General features: G+C 64.4%; 10 protein-coding genes. 3 read left to right on the forward strand and 7 right to left on the reverse strand.

The window, feature by feature from the left end:
- Window positions 1-30: 30 nt before the first annotated feature.
- The 4 genes from MESCI2_RS0105735 to MESCI2_RS0105750 all read right to left on the reverse strand — a co-directional run bounded on the left by MESCI2_RS0105735 (window position 31) and on the right by MESCI2_RS0105750 (window position 6725).
- Window positions 31-1695: a vWA domain-containing protein gene (locus MESCI2_RS0105735; protein ID WP_027035726.1), complete on the reverse strand. Its 1665-nt coding sequence runs from the start codon at window positions 1693-1695 to the stop codon at window positions 31-33.
- A gap of 381 nt (window positions 1696-2076) precedes the next feature.
- Entirely contained in the window at window positions 2077-3039 is a 963-nt protein-coding gene (locus MESCI2_RS0105740) for a GlxA family transcriptional regulator (RefSeq protein WP_013530232.1), read from the reverse strand.
- Between the two features lie 56 nt (window positions 3040-3095).
- A complete protein-coding gene (gene folD, locus MESCI2_RS0105745) occupies window positions 3096-3995 on the reverse strand; it encodes a bifunctional methylenetetrahydrofolate dehydrogenase/methenyltetrahydrofolate cyclohydrolase FolD (protein ID WP_027035727.1) in 900 nt (299 codons plus the stop codon).
- A 180-nt stretch (window positions 3996-4175) separates the two neighbouring features.
- Entirely contained in the window at window positions 4176-6725 is a 2550-nt protein-coding gene (locus MESCI2_RS0105750; RefSeq protein WP_027035728.1) for a GumC family protein, read from the reverse strand.
- A 198-nt stretch (window positions 6726-6923) separates the two neighbouring features.
- On the opposite strand from MESCI2_RS0105750, the gene MESCI2_RS0105755 reads away from it, so the two are divergent.
- Window positions 6924-8219, forward strand: coding sequence for a lipopolysaccharide biosynthesis protein (locus MESCI2_RS0105755; protein WP_027035729.1), 1296 nt, complete (start codon window positions 6924-6926; stop codon window positions 8217-8219).
- On the opposite strand, the gene MESCI2_RS0105760 is transcribed toward MESCI2_RS0105755, so the two are convergent.
- From MESCI2_RS0105760 to MESCI2_RS0105770, 3 genes are read right to left on the reverse strand one after another with little or no spacing between them, the layout of a single operon-like run.
- Window positions 8212-9138: a DUF6492 family protein gene (locus MESCI2_RS0105760; RefSeq protein ID WP_027035730.1), complete on the reverse strand. Its 927-nt coding sequence runs from the start codon at window positions 9136-9138 to the stop codon at window positions 8212-8214. The genes MESCI2_RS0105755 and MESCI2_RS0105760 overlap by 8 nt on opposite strands.
- Window positions 9135-9929 (reverse strand): WecB/TagA/CpsF family glycosyltransferase, encoded by a 795-nt coding sequence (locus MESCI2_RS0105765; RefSeq protein ID WP_027035731.1) that lies wholly within the window; start codon window positions 9927-9929, stop codon window positions 9135-9137. The genes MESCI2_RS0105760 and MESCI2_RS0105765 overlap by 4 nt, the downstream gene beginning before the upstream one ends.
- Entirely contained in the window at window positions 9926-11098 is a 1173-nt protein-coding gene (locus tag MESCI2_RS0105770; protein WP_027035732.1) for a glycosyltransferase family 4 protein, read from the reverse strand. Before MESCI2_RS0105770 ends, MESCI2_RS0105765 begins: the two co-directional genes overlap by 4 nt.
- A 172-nt stretch (window positions 11099-11270) precedes the next feature.
- Between MESCI2_RS0105770 and MESCI2_RS0105775 the strand changes: the two genes are divergently transcribed.
- Both MESCI2_RS0105775 and MESCI2_RS0105780 read left to right on the forward strand, forming a co-directional pair.
- Window positions 11271-12269, forward strand: coding sequence for a glycosyltransferase family 2 protein (locus MESCI2_RS0105775; protein WP_027035733.1), 999 nt, complete (start codon window positions 11271-11273; stop codon window positions 12267-12269).
- Complete coding sequence (locus tag MESCI2_RS0105780; RefSeq protein ID WP_027035734.1) at window positions 12238-13572, forward strand: O-antigen ligase family protein; 1335 nt, start codon at window positions 12238-12240, stop codon at window positions 13570-13572. Before MESCI2_RS0105775 ends, MESCI2_RS0105780 begins: the two co-directional genes overlap by 32 nt.
- Window positions 13573-13600: the final 28 nt, after the last annotated feature.

A 13600-nucleotide genomic window follows, 5' to 3' on the forward strand; every position in this document is an offset into this window, starting at 1 on the left:
GGCCGCCCTCTTGCGGTCGTGCCTGCGATTCTATTGCACGGTTAGCTCGGCCCGCTCGCCGGCCTTGACCGTCACGTTGCCTTCTTTGGAACTGCTGTCGGATTTCTCCGAGACGACGGCATAGTCGCCCGCCGGGATCGCTGCCTGGTACTTCTGGTCGAATGCATAGCCAAGCGACTTGCGGTTGCCGTTGATGTCCTTCTTGGCCTCGAAAATCTCGATCTTCGAGGCTCCGGGCGCGGTGATCGCCAGCACGCCGGCATTCATTGCGACCTTCAGATTCTGAGATTCGCCCACCTTGACAGTGAACGGCTGCTCGACGACGGCGAGATCAACCGTCGCAATCAACACATAGTCTCCGGGCGGCAGATCGAACTTGCTGTCGGGCCCAAAGGCGTAGGTCACCTCGTCCCTGGTTCCGTCGATCTTCGTTTTCGCCTTCGTGACCTTGAAGCCGATGCCCGAACCGTCCGCCTTGTCGCCGCCGGCAGCATAATAAGCATTGGCAACGACATGGCCGACACCGGCAATCATGTCCTTTTCCACGGTCTTGCCGGCAGCCAGCGGAATCGTCTCGGTAGCCACGCCCTGCCCGATCGTGACAGTCACCTTCTCGTCGCCGGCCGGCAACACGGCTTTCGTGGTTCCATAGAAGGTGGCGGGCATGTCGGCACCAGGATAGTCGATGACGACAGCCGCGCCATCGACGACATCCGCCCCCTCGCTCGGTCGCGGATGGATGATGAGCGTGCCGGCATTCAAGTTGAAGAGAGGCTTGTAGACCTGGCCTGCCTCGATCTTGACCTTCTGCTCGGTCTTCGCCTGGCCGTCACTGGCCACGACGATATAGTCGCCCGGTTCCAGATTGGCCTTGTAGGCGCCGTATTCGGTGCTGACGTAGTCGCCGCGCGTACCGTCGGGTTTCGCCTTGTAGATTTCCCAGGCGTTGCCGTCGGTGACGGGATCGCCGCCCTCGGCAAGCACTGCTATCGGCTGGAAATTGAAGTCCGGTTTGGCCAGCTCCGGTGCGGGCGCTGGCTCCGGTGCCGGAGCGGGTGCCGGTTCCGGCACCGGCGCCGCCACGGTCTCGGCAAGCGCCTCCTGCAGCGCCTTCTCGTCGGAGGCTTGGATGTATTTGCCGCCGGTGTTGTCGGCGAGGCAGGCGATCTGCTTGCCCTCGTCAGCAGTGAGGCCGAAGCCGACGACATCGGCGGTGAAGTCGACGCCGGATGCCTCGAGCTCCTTGCCAAGCGCGCAGGGGTCGCCGCCGCAAGTTTCGAGCCCGTCGGTGATGAGCACGACCGTCGCCTTGTCCTCGGTGTATTTCAGCGCCTCGGCCGCCTGTTTGACCGCCGCCGTCAGCGGCGTCTTGCCGAGGAATTTCAGGCTGTCGGCGGCGGCCGAAATGGCGCTGCCCGAACCTGCCTGCGGCGGCACGATCAGCTGGATGTCGTCGCAGCTGCCCTTTTCACGGTGGCCGTAGGCCATGAAGCCGATGTCGTCGTCGGTGGGGACCGATTGAAGCACGGTTCGAAGCGACTCTCGGGCGATTTCGAGCTTGGGCTTGCCGTCGATCTGCGCCCACATCGAGCCGGACGCATCGAGAATGATGATGACCTTGTTTGCGGCGAAGCCGAACGTCGTCATCGACAAAAGGAGGATCGCCGCAGCGACGCCCCGTGCAAGTCCCGCCATCGAAATCTCCTAAATCCGCCCCTGATCCGGGCGGCAAGCTATTTGACGCGGCGCCGGGACACAAGTCCGGGCGCCCGGTGCGTAGGGCTGCGGACCCAGCTTAACAAAAATACTGGCGACAGCCAGTTCGGCGGTGTCGGCAGCCTTTTTCGCCGGTAATAGGAATTTTTTCTTGACACCATGCCCTCAGCTAAGGTACATATTTGGCTATGGTGCTGATTTGCGCCGGTGGCCCGCCGCAATAGACGGGTTTTTTCGTTTGATGCACCCGTCAGCCTACGCGCGGCGAAGGCTCCGAAAGAACCCATTAACCCGAATTCATGGCCCTGGCCCGATGCGCCGGGGCCGAATGCCGCACTTTTCAACGAAAACGAAACCCGCTCAGTAAGTCGTGCGGCGCTCTTCCGAGGGCGGCCTGCCGAATTGCAGCCGATAGCTCTGGGCGAAGTAGGAATGCGAGGTGAAGCCTGTCGCGATCGCCACGTCGAGGATCGGCATGTTGGTCTGGCGCAGCAGTTCGCGCGCCCGCTCCAGCCGCAGCCGCATATAGTAACGGCCGGGCGTGACGCTGAGATGGCGCAGGAACAGGCGCTCGACCTGGCGCACCGAAAGGCCGGCGGATTTGGCCAGCTGTACCGCCGACAGCGGCTCGTCGAGGTGGTCGGCCATCAGTTCGACGATACGCCTGAGCTTCTCCGACTTGCCGGTCAGGTCGCGTTCCGGCCCGACGCGCTGGCGGTCGCCGGCCGAGCGGATGCGTTCGTGCTGGAACTGGTTGGCGACGCCATTGGCGAGGTTCGAGCCGAAATCGCCGCGCACGATCTCCAGCATCAGGTCGATCGAAGTGGTGCCGCCGGCACAGGTGTAGCGCTTGCGGTCGATCTCGAAGACGTTGCCGGTGCAGTTGATGTCGGGGAAGCGTTCGACGAAGCCGGCACGGTTTTCCCAATGGATCGTGCAGCGATAGCCTTCGAGCTGGCCGGCCTCGGCCAGCAGGTAGGAGCCGACCGACAGGGCACCCAGCGCATTGCCGCGCCGGCCCCAGCTACGCAAAGCCGCCAGCACCTTGCTCTTGCCGGGGAATTCCGTTGTCAGCCCGACCGAGACGAAAAGGATATCGACCGGCGGCAGGTCGGCCACGGCATAGTCGATCTTGAGCGGCAGGCCATTGGAAGCCATCACCGGATCGCCATCGGCCGACACCGTGGTCCAGCCGTAGAAGTCGCGGCCGAGCAACCGGTTCGCCGACCGGAACGTATCGATCGCGGCGGCCAGCGAGAACATGGAGAACTTGTCTACCAGCAGGAAAGCGAACTGCCGGCCGCCTTGAACGGGGTCAGTCATGACCGGCCGTTCCAAGGGAATAGTTGGGTTCGGCAAAGCTGCGGCTTTCTGGCGGGTCAGAAGGACGGCCGTTTCAATCCGGCCGCAAGGTAGGCAGAGGCTAACGTATTGGCCATCAGCATGGCAATGGTCATCGGCCCGACACCACCGGGCACCGGCGTGATGGCGCCGGCGGCCTCGGCCGCTTCGGCATAGGCGACATCGCCGACGAGGCGCGACTTGCCCTCGCCCTTTTCCGGCGCCGGAATGCGGTTGATGCCGACATCGATGACGGTCGCGCCGGGCTTCACCCAATCACCCCTGATCATCTCCGGCCGACCGACGGCCGCGACAAGAATGTCGGCGGTGCGGGCAAGTGCCGGCAAATCCCTGGTACGGCTGTGCGCGATGGTCACGGTGCAGTTGGCGGCAAGCAGGAGGTTGGCCATCGGCTTGCCGACGATGTTGGAGCGGCCGACGACGACGGCATTGAGCCCGGACAAATCCTTGCCGCGCACCCGCTCGATCAGGAGCATCGAACCGGCCGGCGTGCAAGGCACGAAGGCAGTCTCGAGTTCACCGGTGCCGAGCTTGCCTACATTGATGAAATGGAAGCCGTCGACATCCTTTTCCGGCGCGATGGTCTGGATGATCTTGCCGGCGTCGATATGGCCCGGCAGCGGAAGCTGCACCAGGATGCCGTTGATGGCCGGATCGGCGTTGAGGTCGCCGATGATCTTCAGCAATGCCGGTTCCGAGGTTTCGGCCGGCAGCGTGTGCTGGACGGAATGAAAGCCGCATTCCTTGGCGGTGCGCGACTTGGACGCGACATAGACCTGGCTGGCCGGATCCTCGCCGACGATAACCACGGCAAGACCGGGCTTGGCCTTGCCTTTCGCGACAAGCTCGGCCGTCAGGGTCTTGACCGCCCCCACAACGTCCCCGGCAACGCTCTTGCCATCAATCACTTCGGCCATGGACTACCCTCAACACCAGAATGCCCAAGCGCGTCGCTTCCGAAAGCGACGCGCTTTTCGATCTTTCACAGCGTGGCATTTTCACGAAAATTCCAACATGCAATCCCGCCAAAGCGCCGTCCCATGCCGTTTACGCGAAACCGGCATGTTTTTGTACGGCACCGCGCAGATTTTTGTGGCTCAGAAGTAGCGGCGGCGCGCGCGGCTCTCGGTCAGTTCGCGAACCGCTTCGCGGAATTCGCGCAGGCTGGCGCGGATTTCCTCGATCGGCGCTTGCTGCTCGGCATCCTCCACGGCCCGCGACGGCTCCGCCGATCGCTGATGAGGCTGAGGCGCCTGCTGCTGCGGGAGGGGCGGCTGTGGGTAGGACTCGGAAGCAGGCTGAGCCGGATCGGACTGCTGCCCGGCATTGGTGGCCGGCATTGATTGCGGATAGGGATAGCCCGGCTGCTGCGCGTAGCCCAATGGCTGCGCGTAGGGATAGAGCTGCGGCCCGGAATATGGCCGCTGCGTCACCATGGGAGGCGGCAGTGGCGGCGGCGCCGCCTGCTGCGGATGGCCGCCGGGCTGGAAAGGCGGCGACGGGTATGCTGTCGCGGCCGCCTGCCGAGGCTCGAAGGCCGGCGCCGACTGGGGATAAGCAGAGTATGCCGGATCCTGCATTGGCCTCCCGTTTTCGGCAGAGGCCCATTCGACGTTATCGAACGGCTCCTCCCGGGATGGCCTGCGGGAGATGGACTTGTGCAGCCTCGACAGCAAGGCACCGATCCGGCCGGGACCTTCGGCCGGCGAGACCTCGGCTTGCTGGACAGGCGGTGGCGCGGCCGGCGGTGGCGGCGCAGGCGGGGGTGCCGACGGTTGCGGCGCAGGTAGTTGTGGCGGCGCCGGCGGCGGCGCTGCCCGATATGCCTTGTCTTCGTAAGGCGTCCGGCGTTCGTCCGTACCATGGTCGCGGCGCGATCGCGAATTGGCGGTGTCACGCAGGCTCTCGTAGGCGCCACGCATGGCTCCGAGGCCAATGCCGGAGGCGAAACCCAGCAACAGGCCGGCGAGCGCGACCACGACCCGCGACGGCCCGTTCGGCTCGAGTGGCGCGAAGGCCTTCGAGATCACATTGATGTTGGCTGTGTTGATGTCCTTCTGCTCGCCGGTCTCCTTGGCGCGCAGCAGATACTGTTCGTAGACGGAACGCTTGGCGGTGGCCTCGCGCTCCAGTTCGCGCATCGACACGAGGTCGCTGTTGACGTCGCCGCTGCGGACCTTCAGCTGCGCCAGGCGAGAGGCGAGATCCTGTTCGAGCTGGACGGCGCGCTTGAGGTCGACCTGCAGCGACGAGCCGATGCGACGCAGCTCCGAGGCGATGCGGTCGCGTGCGCCGGCAATCTGGGCATTGAGCGCCTGGAGTTCGGGGTGACGCGGGCCGAACCGGATAGCAGCGCGGTCAGCCTCCTGCTTGAGCGACGCATATTGCGAACGCAGATCGCTCATCGTGTTGGAGTTGATCTCCTCCGGCAAGGTACCGGTGAGGACCGAGTTGACGTCGACCGAACGCGCCGAGGCCGCCCGGGCATTGAGTTCCAGGGTCCGGGCGCGCGCGACCGACAGCTGCTCGTTGAGTTTCAGCATTTCGTCGTCGCTGATGAGGTGGCCCTGCGCGTCGACGAGGTCATGGGTGGCCCTGAAATCCTCGACCTTGCGCTCGGCCGCCTCGACCCCCTTGCGCAGCTCGTCAAGCCGGGCCGTCAGTTCGTCGGTGGCGCGGCCTGCGGTGTCCGACTGTATCTGGCCGAAAGTCTGCAGGAAGACATCCGTCATCGTGTTGGCGATGAGGGCGGATTTCTCGCCATTCTGCGTGGTGGCGCTGACGGTGATGACGAAGGTCTTGCCGCCGCGTTCGACCGAAAGGCTCTCGGCCAGATTGCCGACAGCAAGTGCACGGCGGCGGGTGTCGTCGACACCCGCCGGCCCGTCATTGCGCGACAGGACGGAGCGGATGAGCGACATGACGCTGAGGCCGCCGCCGCCTTGCCCATTGAATTCCGGATCGTTGACCAGATTGAGCTTGTCGACGACCTTGTTGAGAACGGTGCCTGAGGTCAGCACCCGAACCTGGTTCTCGACGATGGCCAGCGTGGCATCGGAAGCGACGACCGACTGGGTGAGGTCGCGATCGGTTAGCTTCAGGTCGCGCGGGTCGACGATCAGTTCGGTGGTGGCCTCATATTTCTTCGGCGTCGACAGCGCTATGGTGACGCCGAGCGCAGCGCCCAGTAGTGTCGTCGTCACGATCAGCAGCTTCGACTTGCCGACACCACGCACGACCTGCATCGGATCGATCAGCGGCTTCCACTGCTGACTGTCCGTGCCGTCGTTTCGGGATAACGACGCGTCGCCTGCAGCGTAAGGTTCCGATGCACGATCGGCGCGACGGGCGCCAGCGGTTTCGTCGGCACCAATTTGTGTCCGTGGCGTGGTCTGCGCGCGGTGCGGCGATGAAGCCTGCTCACGATCCCCCTCGGCCGCGACCGGATCCGACAGTTTCGGGTTGCGCGCCTCGCGCTGCGAGCGGGCGAGGCGATGACGCGTGGCGGCATCCTCGCGCCATGACGGGTCTGCCCGGTCGCCGATCGAGACCAGGGACGCGTCGGGTTCGTCGCCACGCACAGCCTGGCCAAGCGCCAGCAATGAGCGCTCGCGCTTCCAGTCTTCGCGGTTTTCCCTGTCGACCATCGTCTGGAACTTTACCCTTGGCGACCTGCAAACGGCGATTGGCCATTCGTTAAGCCACGCTAAACAGGCATGGAAAACAAAAGGTTAATTTTCCCGCGCCGAAGCGTCGGTTTCTCGCTTCGGTTGCATCTATTTTCGACACAGGCTCAGGCTCCAGAACGGCACGTTAAGTTTTCCGGCCTAGGCTCTCCTTGAGACATGACGCAGGCCAGTGACATACCGCAAAGGCGGCCCCTCGCCCGGATCGGCAGCTTTTTGGCCGAACGACGGGGGCTGCTTCGCGACTATTTTTCGGCGATCAGCGGCGCCGGCGGGCGACTGGTGTTTTCGCTGGCCTATTTCATCGCGCTGGCCAACACGCTGTCCATTTCCGAGTTCGGCATGTTCGCCACCGCATCGGCGGCCGGTGTCATGCTGTCGCGCATCCTCGCCTTCGGGTTCATCTCGGCGCTCTACCGCACCGCCACCATCCGTCCCAATCTGATCGGCACCTTTTCCGCCGGCTTCCTGCTGCTCGGCGTGCTGTCGTTGCCGCTGCTGGCCGCGGCCTCGTTCGGCGTCTATCTGCTTTTCTTCGCCGACACCGTGCCGCTGTCGGTGTTTGCGGCAATCGTCTTTGCCGAAGCGCTGTTGTGGCGGCCGGTGGAAGTGGCGCTGATCGTCAACAACGGCCTGGGCAAATTCGGCCGCGCCGCGCTGCTGGCCATCCTGGCGACCGCGTTGCGGGCGCTCGGCGCAGTGCTGTTCATGTTCTCAGCACAACACAGCGTCTGGATATGGTCCTGGTTCTATATCGGCGCCAATGCCGCCTCGCTGCTGATTGCCTTCGGCTTCTTCTACCCGCGCCAGAGGCTGCGGCTGCGCGTCCCGCTGTATCTTCGGCGATTGGCCGATTCCATCTATGTGGCCGGCGCCGAAGTGCTGTTCTACCTGCAGATGGAGTTCGACAAGCTGCTGGTGCTGGCGATCGGCGGCCCGCATCTGGCTGGCATCTACGCCATCATCATGCGCCTGGTAGACCTGACGGCGATTCCGATCCGCACCTTCTCGATGATGCTGGTGCAGCGCATGATGCGCACGCCGGAACTGTTGTCACGGCTGGCGGTCAAGAGCGGCATCGAAGGCGGTGTGTTCGCGGTCTCCACGGCAGCGCTGCTGACGCTCGGCATCGTGCTGCATTTCTTCCCCAATGCGCTCGGCAAGAATGTCGCCGAGGCTGCCCCGCTGGTGGTGCTTGCGATCTGCGTGCCGGGACTGCGCAATCTGGTCGAATACCAGGCCGAGCTTTTGTTCGCACGCGGCCAGACGCTGGTGCGGGCGCTCAATCTCGGCCTGCTCGCCGCGCTGAAGGCGCTGTTGCTGACCTATGTGCTGACGACCATCCTCGACACGCCTAACCTGGTGCTGTCGCTCAATGTCGTGTTCCTGCTTCTGTATCTCGCCTCGACGCTGCTCACCTATTCGGCGATGCGCAAGCCGGCGAAGGCTATCTAGTTAAGCCAATCAGGCGACGGATGCGGCCGATATCAGTGCCGATGAAGGATTGCATGCCGATCGCCACCTGCTCCGGCGCCATGGCGGCAACGAAGCGGCGGAACTCGTCATCCGAAAGCGCTTCGCCGGTCCAGTGGACGCGGCAGAACTCTTCGGAACCGTGGAAGTGGCCGGCACCGTCCAGCAGATCGTCGACATAGCGGCCGTAGATCATGCATTCGGAGAACTTGCGCGCCGAGCCGACGACCTCGACCCAGTCGCGGCCATGGACCTTCTCGATCTCGCCGCACATGGCCAGCACGGTGTCGCGCCGCCACGCGATCAGCGTCGAGATATAGTCATGGATCGACGTCCGGGACGGGTCGATGCCGAGTGCCGAGCCCGCATTGCGCGACCAGATGCGATGCTCCTCATGACCTTCGTCCGCCAGCACGCCGTCGCGGCGGAACAGCCGCACCTTGCCGTCGCGCCAGAAGGCGCCGCAGTCGAAAGGTTTCAGGAAGGCAACATCGGAATCGCAGAAGATGAGCACGTCTTCCCCGGCATGCGCCGAGATGGCGATGCGACGCAATTGCTGCACATGCCAGCCGCGCAGGGGCTGGGTCTTCAGGCTGAGCCAGACGCGCCGGCGAAACAGGCTGAGCGGATCGTCGAAGGCGTGCAGCCAGCGCGGCAGCAATTCACGCTCGTCGACGACCGTGCGGCGGCCGGTTTCCAATTGGCGAAACAGCCTGACGTCGCGATGCTCGACCAGGATGTAATGGTGCGCCGCGCCGGCAACGTGGCGATCAAGTGTCTCGCACAGCAGGCGGCAGCGCTCGAAGTCGGGCGCGTAGCTTGCCGTCACGATTGCCGCCGTCGGCGTCTGCCGCAGCGGGCTTGGCTCGACAGCGGCACCTGGAACGAACCTGCTGTTCACTTGATATCCCTCGCGGCTTCGGGTGTACGCGAGAATTTCTGCCTGACGACGCGCTGCAGGAACAGCGGGTTGCCGACCACATAGCGGCGCCACAGGCGGCCCGGCTCGACAGCCAACCGGAACAGCCATTCGAGCCGCAGCCGGCGCATCCACAAGGGCGCGCGGGGCACCGCGCCGCTCAGGAAATCAAGCAATGCGCCGACGGCGATCGGAAGCGTGCAATGGCGCGCGTCGATATGGCGTTCGATCCACAATTCCTGACGCGGCACGCCCATGGCGACGAGCAGCACGTCGGGCCGAAGCGCGGCAATCCGGTCGACGATTTCCTGCTCCTGCGAAGCGGGGAAATAGCCGTCATGGATCACCACGAACCGGTGCTGCACCGCCAATGCGGCCAGCTTGACCGACGCCGCTTCGGCATTGACGCGCGTCGCGCCGAGCAGCCCGACGGTCAGCGGCGTCGTCGAGGCCTGCAGGAAGGCCGGAACGAAATCGGTACCATTCAGATTGTCGGGAAACGGCGCCCCGTAGAGGAGTCTCGCCGCCAGATCGATACCGATGCCGTCGGGCAGGATGAGGAAATCATCGAGTGCCTGGGCGAAGACCGGATCAGTATAGGCGATGTTGGCGTTGTGGGCGTTGAGGAAACTGACCTTGGTGAAGCGCCGCTCGGCAATCAACCGGTTCAGCAGGGCGATGGCATCGTTCCAGCGGACCGCAACCACCGGGATGCCAAGGATCGTCTTCAGCTTGTCGAGCCCGAACGCGGCGCGGGCGGAATGCATGTTCATGCAAACGCCTCCTGCCTGACGGGTGCGAGCTTTTCGAGGCCGAGCCGGATGGCAGCGTCAAGCGCCTTGACCTGCGAGCCCCGGAACGCGCTGCCGTCAACGTCGCGGATGTCGGCCGCCGCAGCCTCGAGAGCCCTGGCGAAGGCAACGGGATCGTCGGTGACGAAGCAATTGGCGGGACGGTGGTCGATGCCGCGCAGCGAACGGCTGGTGGCGACGGAAGGCAGGCCGAGCTCGAAGGTTTCGATTGTCTTCAACTGGACGCCGCTGCCGGCGGTGCTGATCAGCGGAATGACGGCAGCACCGCGCACGAAAGCCTGCGCGTCGGGCACGCGGCCGACAAATTCAACACCGGGATGCTTGGACGCGACGCCCGAAGGCATGTGGCCGGCGATGCGGATGCGGAAATCGGGCCGCAGATGCGGCACGACCTTGCCCAGGAACCAGTCGAGGCCGATGCGGTTCGGCTGCCAGGTCCAGGTGCCGATCAGGGCGGCGTCGCAGTCGGTGCGGCGCGGGTCTTTCAGGGTTGGCGCCTGGGCACCGGTCACCAGCGGCAGCACCGCCGAGCGGTTGTCGGAGGCGACACCGAGAGCGGCGCGGTCTTCCTCGGCCAGGGTGAAGACGAAGCGCGCCCGGCGGCAGAGACGCTCTTCGACGGCCTTGAGCAGCCTTGCCTCGCGGCGAAACAGCAGGCGCTGGAAGAGGCTGCCGGCGGCAGCGGCATTCTCCCGCGCCGAAAGATGCTCGACATTGTGGGCAACGAAGATCGAAGGCCGCCCAGTGAACAGCTTTTCGAAGGCGCCGGCGAACTGCACCGAATTCAAGACATAGCCATCAACCGGTCCAGCGCGCTCGATGGCAGCGAGAACATCGCTGTCGGACACGGCGCGCAGCTTGACCGACGCGAAGGTGAGACCCGAAAGCAGCGCCTTGCCGACCCAGGCCAGCTTTTGCCGCGCGGAGGCATTGTCCGTGCGCACGTCTATGGCACCCAGCACCACGGTGTTTTCGGGGTCGGCCGCGGGTTTCCCCGGCCAGGTGAAACCAATGACGGTTACGCGCGCGCCAGCGCGCCGCAAGGCAGCGATGATCGCAGCGTTGGCGATCTCGTAGCCCGAGGCGAGAGCGCCGTCGGGCACGATCGATGTGGCGAACAGCAGATGCATCTCACCTATCCAGTGGTGTAGCCGGTAGCAAAGCGCGGTGAACCCTTGATTAAGCCAGCACATTCGACGGCCGAAAGTCCCTGCCTGGCGGGCTTCTCCGTGCAAGGTGATTAACGAAAGCTTATCAACCGTGGTGCTACCTGAGCCCAACTCACCATGTGGCTGGACACGGATGATCCCTTTGCCATCGGACGGTTCGGTATCGGTCGCGGGACGCACGCCGCGGCTTGACGTCGAGGCCGTCGAAGCCATCGTCACCTTGCCGACCTTCAAGCGCCCCGAGCAGGTGCTCGAAACGCTGGCGTCGCTGCGCGCGCAGCAAACCGGCAGGCGCTTTGCCGTCATCGTCATGGAAAACGAAGCCGAGGCGCGGGCCGGTGCCAAGGCAGCGCTGCCGCTGTTCGAGCGGGGCGAAATGTCGGGCCTGGTGATCATCGCGCATGAGCGCGGCAATTGCAGCGCCTACAATGCCGGCTGGCAGACGGCCATCCTGCAATTCCCGAACTTCAGACACCTGCTGGTCATCGACGATGACGAAATCGCCGATCCGCAGTGGCTGGAACGGATGTGCACCGCAGCCGAGACGCTCGGCGCCGATATCGTCGGCGGCCCGCAGGTGCCCGTGTTTGCCGACCCCACCCATGCGCGATGGGCAGAGCATCCGGTGTTCGCGCCGCCTTACCGGGAAACAGGACGCGTGCCGGGGCTCTATTCGTCCGGCAATCTTCTGGTCGGGCGCAACGTGCTGATCGCCATGGGTCCGCCCTTTCTCGATCTCAGATTCAACTTCATGGGCGGCGGCGATTCCGACTTTCTCAGCCGGTCGGCGCAAAAGGGCTTTGTTCTGGGATGGTGCGCCGAGGCCAAGGTGCTGGAAACCGTTCCGGCGCGGCGTATCGAAGCCGACTGGATCCGTGCCCGCAGCCTGCGCAACGGCGTCATCTCGACACTGGTCGAAAAGAAGAAGCGCGCCGGCACGCCAATGGCCGGCGCCAAAGTGTTGCTGAAGAGCCTGGCACTGCTTGCCGCCTCGCCGTTTCGCGGCCTGATCCGGCTGGCGCGGACCGGATCGCCTGATATCGCCATCTACCCCATCCATGTGGCGCTGGGCCGCGTGCTGGCCGAATTCGGATATGCCAATGAGCAATACCGCCAGCCTGAGAAAAACTGAGCGCGCGCCGCTCAGCGACGCGTTCACGCGCGAAGGCGTGGCCACCGCCATTGCCGCGCTGCTGTTCACCGTCATCATGGTGTCGTTCCGGCCGTTCCAGCCGGGCGGCGCCGAACTCACCGGTCAAGGCGGCGACATCGTCAACCAGCTTGGCTTCGGTTCGCTCGGCGCCTTGTCGATCTTCTCGCTGATGGCCTTTGCCGATCCGCGCGTGGTGCGCTCGCTGCTCAGCCCGTCCTGGGTGCTGATGCTGGGTTTCTTTTTCCTCTCGGTGATCCTGTCGACCGATCCGCCTTCGGCGATGCGCGCCGCCTCCTTCACCCTGATCGGCATCCTGACGATGGCGACGATCCTGGTGCTGCCGCGCGACGCCGAGGCCTTCTCGAAGGTGATCATCTTCACCGCCGTCGTGGTCATGGGCCTTTCCTATCTCGGCATCATCGTCTTTCCGCACGAGGCGATGCACACCGCCGACTCGCAGGAGCCCGAACATGCCGGCCTATGGCGCGGCGTGTTCACCCATAAGAACATCGCCGGGCCGATCATGGCCTGCCTCAGCTTCGCAGGCCTTTATCTCTACCGGCGCGGGCAGCGCTACTGGGGTGCCGGGATCTTCTTCGCTGCGATGATCTTCATGCTGCACACCGGCTCCAAGACGACAGCCGGCCTGGTGCCGTTCTCGATCCTGATCGTCATGTTTCCGAGCCTGATAGGCATGCGGCTCGGCACGCCGATCCTGTTTGCGCTGGCCATCATCGCCACGGCGGTCGGCACGCTGGGCATCGTCTTCCTGCCGCCGGTAAAACATCTGGCGGCGATCTATTTCCCCGGCATGACCTATACCGGACGCACGACGCTGTGGGAGTTCGCCGGCAGCATGCTGGCGAAGAAGCCATGGACCGGCTACGGCTATGAGAGCTTCTGGGGCACGCCGCTGCTGCTCAACCAGGACCAGCCCTTCGACCGGCCGTGGGATATCAGAACCATCGTGCATGGCCATGACGGCTATCTCGACATCGCCGTGCTGATGGGCATCCCGGCACTGTGTGTGGCGGTCTACACCTTCCTCATCGCGCCGCTGCGCGACTACATGCGCATTCCGTTGCGCAGGGAAAACATCTTTCTCGGCGACTTCTTCATGATGGTGGTGCTGTTCACGGCGCTGAACGCCTTCCTCGAAAGCTTCTTCTTCCATCGCGGCGACCCGGTCTGGCTGTTCTTCGTGCTCGGTGTGCTTGGCCTCAGGCAAGTGTCGCTGCGGCCAATCGCGTTGCGCGATCCCGATCGTGGCTCGCGATCCTGATGGGGCTTCCCCAGAGAAGCGCCAGCGT

This window comes from Mesorhizobium ciceri WSM4083 (assembly GCF_000519305.1).
GTDB classification, from domain to species: domain Bacteria; phylum Pseudomonadota; class Alphaproteobacteria; order Rhizobiales; family Rhizobiaceae; genus Mesorhizobium; species Mesorhizobium ciceri_B.